Source organism: Enterobacter sp. NFIX58, from assembly GCF_900110475.1.
Taxonomy (GTDB): Bacteria; Pseudomonadota; Gammaproteobacteria; order Enterobacterales; family Enterobacteriaceae; genus Enterobacter; species Enterobacter quasiroggenkampii.
In genome coordinates, this window is record NZ_FODW01000001.1 from 1,570,979 (window position 1) to 1,589,545 (window position 18,567).

At 56.8% G+C, this 18,567-nt stretch carries 16 protein-coding genes; 4 read left to right on the forward strand and 12 right to left on the reverse strand.

What is annotated here, in order from left to right; all coding sequences use genetic code 11:
• Positions 1 to 13: 13 nt before the first annotated feature.
• The 5 genes from sucA to sdhC form a co-directional block, all read right to left on the reverse strand.
• Positions 14 to 2,821 carry a 2-oxoglutarate dehydrogenase E1 component gene (sucA, locus tag BMW97_RS07735; RefSeq protein WP_008501092.1) on the reverse strand — a complete coding sequence of 936 codons (2,808 nt, stop codon included), beginning with the start codon at positions 2,819 to 2,821 and terminating at the stop codon, positions 14 to 16.
• Positions 2,822 to 3,065: 244 nt separating this feature from the next.
• Positions 3,066 to 3,782: a succinate dehydrogenase iron-sulfur subunit SdhB gene (gene sdhB, locus BMW97_RS07740; RefSeq protein WP_008501090.1), complete on the reverse strand. Its 717-nt coding sequence runs from the start codon at positions 3,780 to 3,782 to the stop codon at positions 3,066 to 3,068.
• Positions 3,783 to 3,797: 15 nt separating this feature from the next.
• Positions 3,798 to 5,564 carry a succinate dehydrogenase flavoprotein subunit gene (gene sdhA / locus BMW97_RS07745; RefSeq protein ID WP_008501089.1) on the reverse strand — a complete coding sequence of 589 codons (1,767 nt, stop codon included), beginning with the start codon at positions 5,562 to 5,564 and terminating at the stop codon, positions 3,798 to 3,800.
• A complete protein-coding gene (gene sdhD / locus BMW97_RS07750; protein WP_008501088.1) occupies positions 5,564 to 5,911 on the reverse strand; it encodes a succinate dehydrogenase membrane anchor subunit in 348 nt (115 codons plus the stop codon). The genes sdhA and sdhD overlap by 1 nt, the downstream gene beginning before the upstream one ends.
• The gene (sdhC, locus tag BMW97_RS07755; RefSeq protein ID WP_020684965.1) at positions 5,905 to 6,309 is read right to left on the reverse strand and encodes a succinate dehydrogenase cytochrome b556 subunit; all 405 of its coding nucleotides are present in this window, start codon (positions 6,307 to 6,309) and stop codon (positions 5,905 to 5,907) included. Before sdhC ends, sdhD begins: the two co-directional genes overlap by 7 nt.
• A 639-nt stretch (positions 6,310 to 6,948) precedes the next feature.
• Between sdhC and BMW97_RS07765 the strand changes: the two genes are divergently transcribed.
• On the forward strand, positions 6,949 to 8,232 hold the full coding sequence (locus tag BMW97_RS07765) for a citrate synthase (protein WP_045909567.1): 1,284 nt from the start codon (positions 6,949 to 6,951) through the stop codon (positions 8,230 to 8,232).
• An 89-nt stretch (positions 8,233 to 8,321) separates the two neighbouring features.
• Here the strand turns inward: BMW97_RS07765 and nei are convergent, their stop codons facing one another.
• The 7 genes from nei to BMW97_RS07800 all read right to left on the reverse strand — a co-directional run bounded on the left by nei (position 8,322) and on the right by BMW97_RS07800 (position 14,422).
• Complete coding sequence (gene nei, locus BMW97_RS07770; RefSeq protein ID WP_045909568.1) at positions 8,322 to 9,113, reverse strand: endonuclease VIII; 792 nt, start codon at positions 9,111 to 9,113, stop codon at positions 8,322 to 8,324.
• A gap of 18 nt (positions 9,114 to 9,131) precedes the next feature.
• On the reverse strand, positions 9,132 to 9,872 hold the full coding sequence (pxpA, locus tag BMW97_RS07775) for a 5-oxoprolinase subunit PxpA (protein WP_045909569.1): 741 nt from the start codon (positions 9,870 to 9,872) through the stop codon (positions 9,132 to 9,134).
• Positions 9,859 to 10,791 carry a 5-oxoprolinase subunit PxpC gene (gene pxpC, locus BMW97_RS07780; RefSeq protein ID WP_045909570.1) on the reverse strand — a complete coding sequence of 311 codons (933 nt, stop codon included), beginning with the start codon at positions 10,789 to 10,791 and terminating at the stop codon, positions 9,859 to 9,861. Before pxpC ends, pxpA begins: the two co-directional genes overlap by 14 nt.
• Positions 10,785 to 11,441, reverse strand: coding sequence for a 5-oxoprolinase subunit PxpB (pxpB, locus tag BMW97_RS07785; RefSeq protein WP_045909571.1), 657 nt, complete (start codon positions 11,439 to 11,441; stop codon positions 10,785 to 10,787). Before pxpB ends, pxpC begins: the two co-directional genes overlap by 7 nt.
• A gap of 14 nt (positions 11,442 to 11,455) precedes the next feature.
• The gene (locus BMW97_RS07790) at positions 11,456 to 12,199 is read right to left on the reverse strand and encodes a type 2 GTP cyclohydrolase I (protein WP_045909572.1); all 744 of its coding nucleotides are present in this window, start codon (positions 12,197 to 12,199) and stop codon (positions 11,456 to 11,458) included.
• A 10-nt stretch (positions 12,200 to 12,209) separates the two neighbouring features.
• Complete coding sequence (gene phrB / locus BMW97_RS07795) at positions 12,210 to 13,622, reverse strand: deoxyribodipyrimidine photo-lyase (protein ID WP_045909573.1); 1,413 nt, start codon at positions 13,620 to 13,622, stop codon at positions 12,210 to 12,212.
• A gap of 593 nt (positions 13,623 to 14,215) precedes the next feature.
• Entirely contained in the window at positions 14,216 to 14,422 is a 207-nt protein-coding gene (locus BMW97_RS07800; protein ID WP_008501079.1) for a YbfA family protein, read from the reverse strand.
• A gap of 309 nt (positions 14,423 to 14,731) precedes the next feature.
• Between BMW97_RS07800 and kdpF the strand changes: the two genes are divergently transcribed.
• From kdpF to kdpB, 3 genes are read left to right on the forward strand one after another with little or no spacing between them, the layout of a single operon-like run.
• The gene (gene kdpF / locus BMW97_RS07805) at positions 14,732 to 14,821 is read left to right on the forward strand and encodes a K(+)-transporting ATPase subunit F (RefSeq protein ID WP_014069365.1); all 90 of its coding nucleotides are present in this window, start codon (positions 14,732 to 14,734) and stop codon (positions 14,819 to 14,821) included.
• On the forward strand, positions 14,821 to 16,500 hold the full coding sequence (kdpA, locus tag BMW97_RS07810) for a potassium-transporting ATPase subunit KdpA (RefSeq protein WP_045909575.1): 1,680 nt from the start codon (positions 14,821 to 14,823) through the stop codon (positions 16,498 to 16,500). Before kdpF ends, kdpA begins: the two co-directional genes overlap by 1 nt.
• Before the next feature lie 18 nt (positions 16,501 to 16,518).
• A complete protein-coding gene (gene kdpB, locus BMW97_RS07815; protein ID WP_008501077.1) occupies positions 16,519 to 18,567 on the forward strand; it encodes a potassium-transporting ATPase subunit KdpB in 2,049 nt (682 codons plus the stop codon).

An 18,567-nucleotide genomic window follows, 5' to 3' on the forward strand; every position in this document is an offset into this window, starting at 1 on the left:
ATGTATCCTTTAATTAATCGACGTTCAGCGCGTCATTGACCAGATCTTGTTGCTGCTTCTGGTGAACGGACATATACCCTACCGCCGGAGAGGCGGAGGCCGGGCGACCTGCATAGCGCAGGGCTGACCCAAATGGAATCACTTCACGGAAATGATGCTGGCTGCAGTACCATGCGCCCTGGTTGAGCGGCTCTTCCTGGCACCAGACAAAATCATGAACGTGAGCGTACGGTTTCAGCGCTTCCTGCACCGCCTGGTGCGGGAACGGATAAAGCTGTTCGATACGCACGATGGCGACATCTTTCTGATCGTTCTTACGGCGCTGTTCCAGCAGGTCGTAATAAACCTTACCAGAACACATCACCACACGCTTCACGGCCTGTGGATCCAGCTCGTCAATTTCACCGATGGCTGGCAGGAAGGTACCGTTCGCCAGCTCTTCCAGGCTGGACACCGCCAGCGGGTGACGCAGCAGGGATTTCGGTGACATGACCACCAGCGGACGACGCATACCGCGCAGCGCCTGACGACGCAGCATGTGGTAAACCTGCGCCGGGGTGGACGGCACGCAAACCTGCATGTTCTGCTCAGCGCAGAGCTGCAGATAACGTTCCAGACGCGCGGAGGAGTGCTCCGGACCCTGGCCTTCATAGCCGTGTGGCAGCAGCATCACCAGACCACACATACGGCCCCATTTCTGCTCGCCGGAGGAGATGAACTGGTCGATAACCACCTGCGCACCGTTGGCGAAGTCGCCGAACTGTGCTTCCCAGATGGTCAGGGTGCGCGGTTCTGCCGTGGCGTAACCGTATTCGAAAGCCAGTACCGCTTCTTCAGACAGCACGGAGTCCCAGACCTTGAACTGGCCCTGACCGTTGTGCACGTGCTGCAGCGGGGTGTAGGTTGAACCGTTAGACTGGTTGTGAACGACCGCGTGACGGTGGAAGAAGGTGCCACGGCCCGCATCTTCACCGGACAGACGAACAGGAATACCTTCGTCAACCAGCGTCGCGTAAGCCAGCGTTTCCGCGCCGCCCCAGTCGAACAGCTTCTCGCCTGCCGCCATGGCCTGACGGTCAGCATAAATTTTCGCTACGCGAGATTGCATTTCGATAGCGTCCGGCACGGTGCTGATGCGTTTAGCCAGCTCCTGCAGGCGCTTCATCTCCACCTTGTTCGGGTAGCTCTCATCCCACTCGTGGTTGAGGTACGGCGACCAGGTAAAGGAGTGCATGTTCATCGGGCGCAGCTCTTTCACTACGCACTCACCCGCATCCAGTGCGTCGCGGTAGAGGTTGACCATTTCGGTCGCATCTTCCAGCGTCGCCACTTTGTCGCTCTCCAGCTTGTCAGCATAGATTTTGCGCGGGGTCGGGTGTTTTTTGATTTTCTGGTACATCAGCGGCTGGGTTGCACTTGGCTCATCCGCTTCGTTGTGGCCGTGACGGCGGTAGCAGAAGAGATCAATGAACACATCGCGTTTGAAGGTGTTACGGAAGTCCAGCGCCAGACGGGTAACGAAAGCCACGGCTTCCGGGTCATCCGCGTTAACGTGGAAGATAGGCGCCTGCACCATCTTACCGATGTCGGTGCAGTACGGGGTAGAACGCGCATCCAGCGGGTTAGAGGTGGTGAAGCCCACCTGGTTGTTGATTACGATGCGAACGGTACCGCCCACTTCATAACCACGCGCTTTCGACATGTTCAGGGTTTCCTGCACCACGCCCTGCCCTGTGACCGCCGCATCACCGTGGATGGTGATTGGCAGAACTTTGTTGCTGCTCGGCTCGTCCAGACGATCCAGACGCGCGCGCACGGAACCGATAACCACCGGGCTGACGATTTCCAGGTGTGACGGGTTAAACGCCAGCGCCAGGTGAACCAGACCGCCTTCGGTTTCGATATCAGACGAGAAGCCCATGTGGTACTTCACGTCGCCGGTGCCGAGGTGTTCTTTATGTTTGCCCGCGAATTCGTCGAACAGGTCCTGCGGTTTTTTACCCAGCACGTTGACCAGTACGTTCAGACGACCACGGTGTGCCATGCCCAGCACCACTTCACGGGTGCCGCTCTTGCCAGCGTGACGAATCAGCTCTTTCAGCATCGGCACCAGGGCGTCACCGCCTTCCAGCGAGAAGCGTTTTGCGCCCGGGAACTTCGCGCCCAGATAGCGCTCAAGGCCTTCCGCTGCGGTCAGTTCGCTGAGGAAGCGTTTTTTCTCGTCAGCCGAGAAGGTCGCGTGGCCCGCTACGGATTCGATGCGCTGCTGGATCCAGCGCTTCTCTTCGGTAGAGGTAATGTGCATGTATTCCGCGCCGATGGAGCCGCAGTAGGTTTGCTTGAGCGCGTCAATCAGATCGCCCAGCTTCATCGTGTCTTTGCCGATGGCAAAGGAACCTACGTTAAAGCTTTCCTGGAAATCGGCCTCGGTCAGATCGTGATACGCCGGATCGAGATCGGCCACACGGTCTTGTTTCCACAGTCCCAGCGGATCGAGATTCGCATGCTGGTGACCACGGAAGCGATAAGCGTTGATAAGCTGCAGGACTTTAACCTGCTTCGCATTGGTGTCAGGGTCGGAAATCGCAGAAGAGTAACGTGAGGCATCCTTCGCCAGACGACGGAAATAATCACGTGTTTTGGAATGGAATTGATCCGGTTTGACCCCTGTACCAGGCAACTGCTGGAACATGGAACGCCAGTTTGCGTCCACTGAGTCAGGATCGGTTAAGAAGTCTTCATAGAGCTGTTCTATCCAGCTCTGGTTGGCACCAGAGAGGTAAGAAGAGTCCAGCCAGGCTTTCATTGCGCCGTTCTGCATCGTGATCCCTTAAGCATTTTTATGCTTACTTTCGCCGTAGAAACTACCACGCACACCATGTGTACGTGCCGGGGTTCACCTGCGAGCTCTTTGTGGCCCGCGAAGGAACCTTTAGAAACTGTCTGGACTTCAGGGTAGTACAGGGCAGTTTTTAAAGGTTTCTGCATTTTGCCCGGTGGCGCTACGCTTACCGGGCCTACAGTTTCGTAGGCCGGATAAGCGCAGCGCCATCCGGCAAATTTACTTACGCACTGCGCTGCAGCAGCATCGACTTAATATGGCCGATGGCGCGCGTCGGGTTCAGCCCCTTCGGACACACACTGACGCAGTTCATGATGCTATGGCAGCGGAATACGCTGAAAGCGTCACTCAGTCCTTCCAGACGGCTGTCGGTTTCGGTGTCGCGGCTATCTATCAGGAAGCGATAGGCAGCCAGCAGACCGGCCGGGCCGATAAACTTGTCCGGGTTCCACCAGAACGACGGGCAGGACGTAGAACAGCATGCGCAGAGAATACACTCGTACAGACCATCGAGTTTTTCACGCTGCTCAGGCGACTGTAAGTGCTCGCGAGCCGGTGGATTTTGCCCATTATTCAATAAGTAAGGCTTAATCTTCTCATATTGTGCATAGAATTGCCCCATGTCTACCACCAAATCACGCACGACCGGCAGGCCTGGCAGAGGACGGATAACAATTTTCTGACCAGGACGCTGCAACGCTGAAATTGGCGTGATGCAGGCCAGGCCATTTTTGCCGTTCATGTTCACACCGTCAGAGCCACACACCCCTTCACGGCAGGAGCGGCGGAACGACAGGGTTGGATCTTTTTCTTTCAGCTGGATTAAGGCATCCAGCAGCATCATGTCACGACCTTCTTCCGCTTCCAGCGTGTAATCCTGCATGCGCGGAGCGTCGTCTACATCCGGGTTATAACGATAAACTGAGAATTCGAGTTTCATTATCCTGTCTCCGCATTAGTAAGTACGAATCTTCGGCGGGAACGCCGGACGCAGTTTCGGTTCCATATTGACGCTACGACGCGTCATGGTTTCCGACTCTGGCAGATACAGGGAATGGCACAGCCAGTTTTCGTCATCACGCTCCGGGAAGTCGAAGCGGCTATGCGCGCCACGGCTTTCGGTACGGAAGTTTGCCGACATCGCGGTCGCGAACGCGGTTTCCATCAGGTTATCCAGCTCCAGGCACTCAACGCGCTGGGTGTTGAACTCGCTGGAGGTGTCGTCCAGACGGGCATTTTTCAGACGCTCGCGGATCGCTTTCAGCTGCTCAAGACCTTTGGCCATCGCGTCGCCTTCGCGGAATACCGAGAAGTTGTGCTGCATGCACTCCTGCAGCGCTTTGCGGATTTCCACCGGATCTTCGCCGTTACGGTTGCCGTTCCAGCGGTTGAGGCGCTCAAGAGAGGCATCAATTTCGTCGTCGGTTGCGTCACGCAGCGCGCCCTGCTCGGCAATGGATTCCTGCAGATGCAGACCCACCGCACGACCAAACACCACCAGATCCAGCAGCGAGTTGCCGCCCAGACGGTTTGCGCCGTGCACGGATACGCAGGCAATTTCGCCCACCGCGAACAGGCCAGGAATGACCACGTCTTCGCCCTGCTCGTTCACGGTCAGCGCCTGACCGGTCACTTTGGTCGGAATACCGCCCATCATGTAGTGGCAGGTTGGGATAACCGGAATCGGCTCTTTTACCGGATCGACGTGCGCGAAGGTGCGGGAGAGTTCCAGGATGCCCGGCAGACGGGACTCCAGCACTTCTTTACCCAGGTGGTCGAGTTTCAGCTTGGCGTGTGGACCCCATGGGCCGTCACAGCCGCGACCTTCACGGATTTCGATCATGATAGAACGCGCCACCACGTCACGACCCGCCAGATCTTTCGCATTCGGAGCATAACGCTCCATGAAGCGCTCGCCGTGTTTGTTCAGCAGGTAGCCACCTTCACCACGGCAGCCTTCCGTCACCAGAACGCCCGCACCAGCGATACCGGTTGGGTGGAACTGCCACATCTCCATATCCTGCACCGGCACGCCCGCGCGGATAGCCATACCGACACCGTCACCGGTGTTGATGTGGGCGTTGGTGGTGGACTGGTAAATACGGCCTGCACCGCCGGTCGCCAGCACGGTAGCGCGGGCTTTGAAGTAAACCACTTCACCGGTTTCGATACACAGCGCGGTACAGCCAACAATTGCGCCATCGGCGTTTTTCACCAGATCCAGCGCATACCACTCGGAGAAGATGGTGGTGTGGTTTTTCAGGTTCTGCTGATACAGGGTGTGCAGCAGCGCGTGACCGGTACGGTCAGCCGCCGCCGCGGTGCGTGCCGCCTGCTCGCCGCCGAAGTTTTTCGACTGGCCGCCAAACGGACGCTGATAGATGGTGCCATTTTCCAGACGGGAGAACGGCAGACCCATATGGTCCAGCTCCAGAATCGCTTCCGGGCCGGTTTTACACATATATTCGATGGCATCCTGGTCGCCGATGTAATCGGAACCTTTTACCGTGTCATACATGTGCCATTCCCAGTTATCTTCATGGGAGTTACCCAGCGCAACGGTGATACCGCCCTGCGCGGATACAGTGTGGGAACGGGTCGGGAAAACTTTAGAGAGCAGCGCACAGCTCTGGCCGCTCTGGGAAATTTGCAGTGCGGCACGCATACCTGCGCCACCGGCACCAATCACAACAGCATCAAATTCTCTGACTGGCAGTTTCATTACACACCCCACACCACAACGAATCCATAAATAACGTAAACCACCAGTGCAACGACAATGGCCAGCTGCAGTGGGAGGCGAATCGCCAGCGGTTTAACGTAATCGGTCAACACCTGCCACATGCCAATCCAGGCATGAATAAGGATGGAGAACAGGGCCAGCAGGGTGAACACTTTGGTGAAGGCGGATCCGAAGAACCCACTCCAGATTTCCCACGTCAGCGTGCCGCTGGTCGCGAAGAAACCGATCATATAGATGATGTAGAGGGTGAGAACGATGGCGGTAGCACGGACCAGAATGAAGTCATGTACGCCGTTGCGTCCTAATGCGGAGGCGTTGCTTACCATACGAGAACTCCTGCGAGAAGTGAAAGCACGACTGTAATCACAAATGAAATGTTAGCGGAGCGCTTCCCGGCTTCGAAGGTCTCTTCCAGGTAGCCAAAGTCCATCAGCATATGACGAACACCCACCACAACGTGGTACGCCAGTGCGGTCAGAATGCCCCACATGATGAATTTCACGAAGAAGCTGTTCATGATGGCTGATGCCTGGAGGAATCCTTCAGGGGAAGAGAGGCTGGTGCCCAGTAACCACAGCAGAATACCGACCGCCACAAACGTAATCACACCAGAAACACGGTGCAGAATGGACGCTATTGCTGTTACGGGGAACCGGATCGTTTTGAGATCCAGATTGACAGGTCTTTGTTTTTTCACATTTCTTATCATGAATAACGCCCACATGCTGTTCTTATTGTTTCCTTCCTCCGGACTGCGATGCGGGTCAGACAGCGTTCCTTTTCTATAACTGCGCGTCATGCAAAACAGTGCTTCCAGATGCTTAAACGACACATTACAACGCTGGGTGGCTCGGGATTGCAGGGTGTTCCGGAGACCTGGCGGCAGTATAGGCCGTTCACAAAATCATTACAATTAACCTACATACAGTTTGTCGGGTTTTCTCTGGAACAGTGATCAGGGTCACGATAACAACATCTTTTTAATTTTTAATCATCTGATTTGACAAATGTTAAACAATATTGTTACAAACGTCATCAGAAAAGGCATATAATGCGCAAAAGTTATGAGGTCTCTCTTTCACCTGACAAATAGTTATGTAACAGTGTGATGGTATTGACCGAAGTTATCAGGACAGTTATTAGTGATATACAGGTTTGAATAATTCGGACTGCAAAAACGCTGATTTGCTGTTGTTTCACTGATATTTCATTCGTTTACCTGCAAGGCGCCATAGCTCTGTACCCTGGTTTGTCCTCGTGAGCTGAGCGGTAAGCCAAATAACAATCTGGTAACGGTGATTAACAGCTGAAAGCAAATCCGGTAAAGCGCAGTCTTAAGCATAAGGCGCTAAGGAGACCGTAAATGGCTGATACAAAGGCAACGCTCACCCTAAATGGTGACACTGCTATTGAACTGGATGTGCTAAAAGGCACGCTCGGTCAGGATGTTATTGATATCCGTACGCTGGGTTCCAAAGGGATGTTTACCTTTGACCCTGGATTTACCTCTACCGCATCTTGCGAATCCAAAATCACCTTCATTGACGGTGACGAAGGTATCCTGCTCCATCGCGGCTTCCCTATCGATCAGTTAGCCACCGAATCCAACTACCTGGAAGTGTGCTACATCCTGCTGAACGGCGAAAAACCGACGCAGGCCCAGTTCGATGAATTTAAAACCACCGTGACCCGTCACACCATGATCCATGAGCAGATTACCCGTCTGTTCCATGCGTTCCGTCGTGACTCTCACCCAATGGCGGTGATGTGCGGGATTACCGGTGCACTGGCAGCGTTTTACCACGACTCCCTTGACGTAAATAATCCGCGTCACCGTGAAATCGCCGCTTACCGTCTGCTGTCCAAAATGCCTACCATGGCGGCGATGTGTTACAAATACTCCATCGGTCAGCCGTTTGTGTATCCGCGCAACGACCTCTCCTACGCGGGCAACTTCCTGCGCATGATGTTCTCCACGCCGTGCGAAGAGTATGAAGTGAACCCGGTTCTGGAACGCGCGATGGACCGTATTCTGATCCTGCATGCTGACCACGAACAGAACGCCTCGACCTCCACCGTCCGTACCGCGGGCTCTTCAGGCGCGAACCCGTTCGCCTGTATCGCTGCGGGCATCGCCTCCCTGTGGGGACCGGCGCACGGCGGCGCGAACGAAGCGGCACTGAAGATGCTGGAAGAGATCAGCACCGTTGAGCATATTCCTGAGTTCGTGCGTCGCGCGAAAGACAAGAATGACTCCTTCCGCCTGATGGGCTTCGGTCACCGTGTTTACAAAAACTACGACCCACGCGCCACCGTGATGCGTGAGACCTGCCACGAAGTGCTGAAAGAGCTGGGTACCAAAGATGACCTGCTGGAAGTAGCGATGGAGCTGGAACACATCGCGCTGAACGATCCGTACTTCATCGAGAAGAAACTCTACCCGAACGTCGATTTCTACTCTGGCATTATTCTGAAAGCGATGGGCATTCCGTCTTCCATGTTCACCGTCATCTTCGCGATGGCCCGTACCGTAGGCTGGATTGCGCACTGGAACGAAATGCACAGCGAAGGCATGAAGATCGCCCGTCCTCGTCAGCTGTATACCGGCTACGAGCAGCGTGATTTTAAGTCTGACCTGAAGCGCTAAAAGTTAAGCCCGGTGGCGCTACCGCTTACCGGGCCTACAAATAAATGCGAAACGTAGGCCGGGTAAGGCGTAGCCGCCACCCGGCTTTTTTACATCTGGCACCCTGGACACCAGTAAAACGGTCTGGAAGAGATCGTAGCCTTCTCAATCACGCCGCCGCACCGCTCGCACTTTTTCCCCGCCCGATGAAACACCTTGAACCGGAACAGCGCCCCGTGGTGCTTGTTTTCATCTACGATGCCGCGCGTGTTGTACGATAGCCGCGGGATGTCCAGCAGCGCGTGGGAAAGCGCCTCCAGCTGTTCATCGCTCAGCTGAGAGGCTTTATGCTGCGGCGCCAGCCCGACTTCCCAGAGGATTTCCACCCGCAGGTAGTTGCCAAGCCCGGCCAGAAACGCCTGGTCAAGAAACAGGCCGGAAAACTGCCGGTTGCGGAATGTGGGCGATAGCAGTCGGGCCTTCACATCGCTCGCCGTCAGACGCATATCCAGCACGTCCGGCCCCACTCGCTGTAGAAACGGGTGCGTGAGGAGTTGCTCCGGCGTTAACATTTCGATATCAGAGGCGCTATAGAGCAGGATCGCCTTATCGGCCGTTTGCAGCCTGACGCGCAGCACGCGGGTAGTCTGCGGCTGTTCACCCGCCTCCACCACTCGCCAGACGCCGTAAAGCTGGTTATGGCTGTATAACGTCAGGTTATGGGAAAAGTGCGTGAGCAGCGCTTTGCCACGCGTTTCAATATGCGTTACCGACTGCCCCACCAGCTGTGATTCAAACGGTTTCAGTTGAGGAAAAGCAAACCAGACCTCCGTCAGGGGTTTGCCCTTTATCGCCGCCTCGAGGCTATCCGCCGCGCGGCGGATCTCCGGGCCTTCTGGCATTTTTCTGTCCTTTCATGATTAGTCTGCGCTGACAAGAATGCCCTCTTCAGAGAACGCTGCCCGCAAGCGGCGCGCGAACTGGAGCGCATGCTCGCCATCACCATGTAAACATACCGTATCAGCCTGAACGTGCGCCGATGTGCCATCCACGGCGGTCACTCGCCCGGCGCGCACCATCTCCAGCGTCTGCGCCAGCGCTTGACCTTCGTCCGTTATCAACGCACCAGCTTGCGAACGCGGTACAAGACTGCCATCGGGTTGATAACCCCGGTCGGCAAAGACCTCCTGCCGCGTGGTTAACCCCAGACGCTCGCCGGCGCGAATAAGCTCGCTGCCTGCCAGCCCCACAAGGATCAGCTGCGGGTTGCAATCGCGTACCGCGCGGGCAATCGCCTCCGCCAGCGCCGGATCTTTTGCCGCCTGGTTATAGAGCATGCCGTGCGGCTTCACGTGGCGCAGCACGCCCTTCCCGGCGCGAACCATCGCCTCCAGCGCGCCAATCTGGTAGAGCACCTGAGCGTAGACCGTCTCAGGCGGCAGGGCCATCGCGGTGCGGCCAAAGTTTTCCCGGTCAGGGAAGCTCGGGTGAGCGCCAATCGCCACGCCATTTTTGATGGCATGACGCACGCTCTCTAGCATGGTTTGCGCATCGCCTGCGTGAAAGCCGCAGGCGATATTGACCGAGGAGACCAGCGTCATCAGCGCCGCATCGGCGCTGCCGCCCTCGCCCAGATCGGCATTCAAATCAATCTTTACCATCGAGCCTCCACGCCAGCTGTTCGAGATAGCGCTGCTGATCCTGCCGCGCCTTTAGCGCCTCCTCCAGCGAACACTGCACGAAGTGAATCGGCTGTCCGAGGGGAATTTGCGCCAGATGGTAGCGATCGGCTTCAATGATGCAGGCAATTCGCGGATAGCCGCCCGTCGTCTGCGCGTCGTTCATTAACACGATCGGTTGCCCGTTGCCTGGAACCTGAATAACCCCAGGCAGTAAACCGTGGGAAAGCAATTCCCTGTCGGTCGTCCGGATCAGCGGCTGGCCCTGCAGGCGATAGCCCATACGGTTACTCTGCGGACTGAGCTTCCACGGCGAGCGCCAGAAGGACTCTTTTGAGGCCTCTTCGAACTCATGATATTCCGGCCCCGGTAAGGCGCGGATCTGGTTTCCCCAGAGAAGTTGTTTCACCCCCTGCGCCGTCGAGAAGTGACGCGAGGAGGGCTTAATCGCCAGGCGATCGCCATCGCGCAACAAACGTCCTTCGTGACCACCAATCCCGGCTTTCTGATCGGTACTGGATGAGCCCAGCACCTCAGGCACATCAATGCCGCCAGCCACCGCGAGATAGCTACGCACGCCGTGCAAAGGACGCTTTAAGGTCAGACGCTGTCCGGCTTTCGCCCGCAGACGCCAGCCGGTCCACACCGCTTTGCCGTCCAGCGTGGCATCACAGCCTGCACCGGTGAGTGCGAACCAGGTCTCCTGACCAAACTCAATGACACACTGGCCGAGCGTAATTTCGAGCGCTGCCGTGCTGCCGGGGTTGCCCACCAGCACGTTAGCGATTTCCAGCGCAGGACGGTCCAGCGCGCCACAATAGCTCACGCCCGACTGGCGCATGCCAAAGCGGCCGGCATCCTGTACGGAGGTATAAAGCCCGGCGCGAATAAGCGTTAACATACCCCCTCCTTCTGCGGGATAAAACGAAGGGTATCGCCCGGGCGCAGGAGTATTGGCGACGCCAGCCCGGGGTCAAATAACGGGGTGGCGGTATGCCCAATAAGCTGCCAACCACCGGGCGAAGTCAGCGGATATACGCCGGTCTGCTCGCCACCAATCGCGACCGTCCCCGCCGGTACGCTCAGGCGCGGTTCAGCGCGGCGCGGCGTATGCAGCCGGGGAGATAAGCCCCCCAGATACGGGAATCCGGGCTGGAATCCCAGGAACCAGACGACGTAATCCACCGAACTGTGCAGCTCAACAACCTGCTTTTCGGTGAGTCCGCAATGGTCTGCGACCACACCAAGATCCGGTCCCCCCGTACCGCCATAAACGACCGGGATCTCAATGGCACGCGATTCCGGCTCCAGCGCCTCGCTCTCTTCCCACCAGCGCTGTAAACGTTCAATGGCATCCAGCGCCAGCGTATGCGGACTACGCAGCACCACCGTGATGTTATTCATCCCCGGAATGGCTTCAACTACGTCCGGCAGTTCGACCAGACGCTGGGTTAGCCGCCAGATACGCTTTTGCGTGGCAAGGGTTACCGGCGGCTCGAGCTCGAGAACCACTGCCGTTTCTCCCAGAAGATAACAACGCGCTCGCTGCACTCAGGCACCTCTCATCAGGCCGGATTAGGGATATCAATAAAGGTTACATCCAGATCGGTATTTTCCGTCAGCCACTCGCTGAGGGCACGAATACCGCCGCGCTCGGTGGCATGATGCCCGGCCGCGTAGAAATGCAGCCCCTGTTCACGTGCCGAATGAATGGTCTGCTCGGAAACCTCGCCGGTGATAAAGGCATCGACACCGAAGCGCGCGGCGCTGTCGATAAAGCCCTGCCCGCCCCCGGTGCACCAGGCAACACGCTTCACCGTATCCGGACCGGTATCGCCGCTCCACAGCGGACGACGCCCCAGGCGCGCTTCAATCCACGAGGCCAGCTCCAGTCCGGGAACCGGCATCGCCAGCTCGCCCCACGGCACCAGTGGCTCGATTTCGCCCATTACGGTGATCCCCAACAGTCGGGCAAGCTGAACGTTGTTGCCAAGCTCCGGGTGCGCGTCCAGCGGCAGGTGGTAACCGTACAGGTTGATGTCATTTGCCAGCAACGTTTTCAGGCGGTTGCGCTTCATGCCGCGAATAATCGGTGATTCGTTTTTCCAGAAGTAACCGTGATGGACAATCACCGCATCGGCTTCCTGACGGACAGCCTCGTCCAGCAGTGCCTGGCTTGCCGTGACGCCGGTGATAATTTTCTGCACCGTTTCGCGCCCTTCTACCTGCAGGCCATTTGGACCGTAGTCGCTAAAGGAGGCGGTATTGAGTTTTTCGTTAATCAGGCGTTCCAGTTCGCTGTTTTTCATCATCACTCTCTTATGCTTTGCGGGCCGCTTCGTACGCTGCCAGCGTGGCGACACGCGCCTGTTTATGGTCGACGATCGGACGGGGATAATTCAGTTTTACACGCTGTTTATCCGCCCATGCCCACGGTTCGTGGATCGCTTTAGCCGGTATCTCTTTTAGTTCAGGGAGCCAGCGGCGGATAAACTCGCCGTTCTCATCAAATTTTTGTCCCTGAGTGGTTGGATTAAAAATCCGGAAATAGGGAGCCGCATCGGTGCCCGTAGAGGCCGCCCACTGCCAGCCGCCGTTATTCGCGGCGAGATCGCCGTCGATCAGTTGAGAAATAAAATAGCGCTCTCCGATACGCCAGTCGATAAGCAGATCCTTCACCAGAAAGCTCGCGGTAATCATTCGCAGGCGGTTGTGCATCCACCCCGTCTCATTGAGCTGACGCATCGCGGCATCAACAATCGGATAGCCCGTCTCCCCTTTTTTCCAGGCCTGTAAAAGTGCCTCATCATGCTGCCATTTTACGTTGTCGGTCCAGGGAATGAACGGACGATGCTTACAGAGATCGGGATGATACGTCATCAGATGGCGGTAGAACTCACGCCAGATAAGCTCGTTCAGCCAGACAGAACCGGTGCCCCCATCCAGCGCCTGCGGCTGCTCGGCCAGAAGACGGTGTAAACACTGGCGAGGAGAGATCGCGCCCAGCGCCAGAGAGGCCGACAGGCGGCTGGTGCCCTCGATGGCCGGAAAATCCCGCCGCGCGTCGTAGTTGGCCGCGTCCTGTTTGCAGAACTGGCGGAGTTGAGCGATGGCCGCTTTTTCATCGGCGGGGAACAGCGTTTTATCAAACGGCTCCTGAGGGTAGTCAAACGTCAGTTCAGACAGGTCCGTCAGGGGTTCGCCCCTCGCGGCAGGCGCGGCAACGCACTCCGGCAGCGACTCTTTCAGACGCTTGATAAAGGCATTTTTAAACGGAGTGAAAACTTTATACATCTCACGGTTGCCGGTCATCACGCTGCCCGGCGCCAGCATCACGCTGTCATCAAATCCTTCACAGACCACATCCTCCAGCATCTTCTCCAGCTGACGGTCGCGCTGCTGCTCGTTGAATTCGTACTGATAGTTGTAAAAAAGATGCGTGACGTTGTGCTGCTTACAGGTCTCCTGCACCGTCTGCAGCTGTGCGGCAAAATCACTTACCTCTTTATAAATCAGCGGTATGCCTTTTCCGGCAAGCGAATGCTGCAGATCGGTCAGATACGCACGCAGCAAGGCCGCCTGGCGTGGCGCCATATCATGCTGCCGCCACTGCTCGGGCGTAGCCACAAACAGAGCCAGTACGTTAGCGTCTTTGGCGCGGCAGGCCGCCGCCAGGGCGATGTTGTCATGTACGCGCAGGTCCGCGCGAAACCAAACCAGATGGGTGGGCATAAAACTCCAGGCAAATATCCATTATGTCCGTAAGGGCATGCCGTAAAAGGAAAAAGCATGCATTGAACTACTTTGCCATGAAGTGTAGACGGGATGAAATAAAAAAGGCCGCCCAAGGCGGCCTTAACGCTACTTGTCCTGCGCTATCGTGGTAAATGCAACAAACCCGATCGGTTCATCACTTTTGACAACGAATACGCTGGCGACAATGAACGCGATGCAAAAATAGCGTTTCATTATGCGGTCCCTGCTGCTAACCGCTCCACCGTTCACCACCGGTGATAAGTCGGTGGACACAAGCCCGGGTAGGCGGGCTGCTTTACGGCAGTAAAAGTACCTTTCCCAGGACCGATGCCCATTTGCGAGATGGCGGAAAGGGACGCCGCATCATAATGAACATCCGCTGCAAAGGTAAGATACTCGAAGAAAATTAGGATTTTATAAAGGCTTCGAGGGATTGCCATCTGCTTACAGGAGGGTATGATAAAAATCCCGGGTAGGGGCTGCAAGACCACCCAACGGACCGCGAATCCCGAGGGACAAAAAAAACCGCCACATTGCTGTTGGCGGTTTTTTTATTGCTGTGTGTCGTCTTAGTAGAAGTCGCAGGTCGCTTTCTCGGCCTGATCCATCCATACCGGCTTCTCGCTGGTTTTCGCCCAGACGCGGTGCAGATAGCTATAAAAACGTGCACGATCTTTCCAGAACAGCATCACCGGCAGAGCCAGCACGCCAGCCACTACGGCGAAAGCGCGGCGCATGAACACGATATGAGCCGGAAACTCTTTATAAAGATCCATATTTTTCTCCCCTATAGTTGGCCGGAAACGTCATCCGGAAAATTCAAAATCTGTGACCTGGCTAAAATAATATCGCTTTGTTTGTAATTTTACTACTCATCCGACCACTTATTTTCGTCCGTTTAGCCAAAATTTACATTCACGCCGTAATTAAGTTACAAAAAAGTTAACGATTTACTTATCAATAGTTAAATTGTGGGCTTTGCCATTTTTATACTTTTTTTACACCCACCCTTCTCATTTTTGCGAAATCTTTGCGCCATAAATCCTACCGTTAACACAACAACAAAAGTCACCCGGAGGTGGATTGTGAGTGCAGGTCTTATTGCCGGCATCGTGCTGGTGTTCCTGTTATTGGGTTATCTGGTTTATGCCCTGATTAATGCGGAGGCATTCTGATGGCTGCTCAGGCGTTTTTGCTTATTGCCAGTTTCTTAGTGGTGTTGTTCGTCCTGGCAAGACCACTGGGCTCGGGGCTGGCACGGCTGATCAATAACGTTCCCCTGCCCGGCACGGGAAGCGTTGAAAAAGGGATCTGGCGCGTACTGGGTGTAGACGATCGGGAGATGAACTGGCGTGACTATCTGATCGCCATTCTGCTGCTGAACATTGTCGGACTCATTGCGCTTTTTGCCATGCTGATGTTGCAAGGCATCCTGCCGCTGAATCCGCAACAATTACCGGGCCTGTCCTGGCATCTCGCGCTGAACACGGCAGTCAGTTTTGTCACCAACACCAACTGGCAGTCCTATTCCGGTGAAACCACGCTCAGCTACTTCAGCCAGATGGTCGGATTAACCGTGCAGAACTTCCTCTCTGCCGCCAGCGGTATTGCGGTGATCTTCGCGCTGACGCGTGCGTTTGCACGTCAGAAAGTAAGTACGTTAGGTAACGCATGGGTAGACCTGACGCGCATTACGCTGTGGATCCTGCTGCCGATTGCGCTGCTGATCGCGCTGTTCTTCATTCAGCAGGGCAGCCTGCAAAACCTGCTGCCTTACGCACCTTATACCTCGCTGGAAGGCGCAAAACAGCTCCTGCCGATGGGGCCAGTGGCGTCGCAGGAAGCCATCAAAATGCTCGGGACGAACGGTGGCGGCTTCTTCAACGCCAACTCCTCGCACCCGTTTGAAAACCCTACCGCCCTGACCAATTTTGTGCAGATGCTGGCGATTTTCCTGATCCCCGCCGCGCTCTGCTTTGCCTTTGGCGACGTGGTTAACGATCGCCGTCAGGGGCGTACCCTGCTCTGGACCATGTCGCTTATCTTCGTGGTCTGTGTTGCGCTGGTAATGTGGGCCGAATGGCAGGGTAATCCGCACTTCCTCTCACTCGGGGCCGATAGTGCAATCAATATGGAAGGTAAAGAGAGCCGCTTTGGCATTCTCGCCAGCAGCCTGTATGCGGTGGTCACCACGGCAGCGTCGTGCGGGGCCGTCAATGCCATGCATGATTCCTTTACGGCGCTGGGTGGCATGATCCCGATGTGGCTGATGCAGATTGGCGAGGTGGTGTTTGGCGGCGTGGGCTCCGGTCTTTACGGTATGCTGCTGTTCGTGCTGCTGGCGGTGTTTATTGCCGGTCTGATGATTGGCCGCACCCCGGAATATCTGGGTAAAAAAATCGACGTCCGCGAGATGAAATTAACCGCGCTGGCAATCCTGGTCACCCCGGCTCTCGTGCTGCTCGGCACCGCGCTGGCGCTGATGACCGAGGCCGGACGCAGCGGCATCTTTAACCCCGGCATTCACGGTTTTAGTGAAGTGCTGTATGCCGTCTCCTCTGCCGCCAACAACAACGGCAGCGCCTTTGCAGGCTTAAGCGCCAACTCTCCGTTCTGGAACTGTCTGCTGGCGTTCTGCATGTTCGTGGGCCGCTTCGGGATCATTGTGCCGGTTATGGCGATAGCCGGATCGCTGGTGAACAAAAAAATCCAACCGACCACCACCGGGACATTACCGACCCACGGCGCGCTGTTTATCGGCCTGCTGACGGGCACCGTGTTGCTGGTCGGCGCCCTGACCTTTATCCCCGCCCTCGCGTTAGGCCCGGTCGCGGAATACCTCTCTTTACGCTGATTTTGCGGAGAAATTGTCATGAGTCGTAAACAACTGGCCCTGTTCGAACCGTCATTAGTTCGCCAGGCGCTCATGGATGCGGTGAAAAAGCTGAGCCCGCGCGTGCAGTGGCACAACCCGGTGATGTTTATCGTCTGGGCGGGAAGCGTCCTGACCACCGCCCTGGCGATTGCCATGGGAACGGGCCATATGCCGGGAAATGCGATGTTTACCGGCGCCATCAGCCTGTGGCTGTGGTTTACCGTGCTGTTCGCCAACTTTGCGGAAGCGCTGGCGGAAGGCCGGAGCAAAGCCCAGGCCAACAGCCTGAAAGGGGTGAAAAAAACCGCCTTCGCGCGCAAGTTACGTGAGCCGAAATACGGTGCCCAGATGGACCACGTTCCGGCGGATGAACTGCGTAAAGGCGATGTGGTGCTGGTGGAAGCCGGTGACATCATCCCTTGCGACGGCGAAGTCATTGAAGGGGGCGCATCGGTGGATGAAAGCGCCATCACTGGCGAATCCGCGCCGGTGATCCGTGAGTCCGGCGGCGATTTCGCCTCCGTGACGGGCGGGACGCGCATTCTCTCCGACTGGCTGGTGATCCAGTGCAGCGTTAACCCGGGTGAAACCTTCCTCGACCGGATGATCGCCATGGTGGAAGGCGCACAGCGCCGTAAAACGCCAAACGAGATTGCCCTGACCATCCTGCTGGTGGCCCTGACCATTGTCTTCCTGCTGGCAACCGCCACGCTGTGGCCGTTCTCCGCCTATGGCGGTACCGCGGTCACCGTCACGGTGCTGGTGGCGCTGCTGGTTTGTCTGATCCCCACCACCATCGGCGGCCTGCTGTCGGCCATCGGCGTGGCCGGCATGAGCCGTATGCTCGGTGCCAACGTCATCGCCACCAGCGGGCGCGCGGTAGAAGCCGCCGGTGACGTGGATGTGTTGCTGCTGGATAAAACCGGCACCATTACCCTCGGTAACCGCCAGGCGTCGGATTTCTTACCCGCCCCGGGCGTGGATGAAAAAACGCTGGCGGATGCCGCCCAGCTCTCATCGCTTGCCGATGAAACCCCGGAAGGCCGCAGTATTGTGATCCTCGCCAAGCAGCGCTTTAACCTGCGCCAGCGCGACGTTCAGAGCCTGCACGCCACTTTCGTGCCCTTTACGGCGCAAACCCGCATGAGCGGCATCAATATCCAGGATCGCATGATCCGTAAAGGTTCGGTTGACGCCATCCGCCGCCACATTGAGGCCAACAACGGTCATTTCCCGCCGGAAGTGGACAGCCTGGTCGAAAGCGTGGCCCGTCAGGGGGCGACGCCGCTGGTGGTGGCCGAAGGCGCGCGCGTGCTCGGGGTCATTGCCCTGAAGGACATCGTCAAAGGCGGCATCAAAGAGCGCTTTGCCCAGCTGCGTAAAATGGGGATCAAAACGGTGATGATCACCGGGGATAACCGTCTTACCGCCGCGGCGATTGCCGCCGAAGCGGGCGTGGATGATTTCCTTTCTGAAGCCACCCCGGAAGCCAAGCTGGCACTGATTCGTCAGTATCAGGCGGAAGGCCGTCTGGTGGCGATGACCGGCGACGGGACCAACGATGCTCCTGCCCTCGCGCAGGCCGACGTGGCGGTGGCGATGAACTCCGGTACCCAGGCCGCAAAAGAGGCGGGCAACATGGTCGACCTCGATTCTAACCCGACCAAGCTGATTGAGGTGGTGCACATCGGCAAGCAGATGCTGATGACGCGCGGGTCGCTGACCACGTTCAGCATCGCCAACGACGTGGCGAAGTATTTCGCTATCATTCCGGCCGCGTTTGCTGCGACCTATCCGCAATTAAACGCGTTGAACGTGATGCACCTGCACTCTCCGGCCTCGGCCATTCTGAGCGCAGTCATCTTTAACGCCCTGATTATTGTCTTCCTGATCCCGCTGGCGCTGAAGGGCGTGAGCTATAAGCCGCTCACGGCGGCCGCCATGCTGCGCCGTAACCTGTGGATTTATGGCCTGGGCGGGCTGGTGGTGCCCTTCGTCGGTATCAAGGTTATCGACCTGCTGTTGACGCTGTTCGGCCTGGTTTAA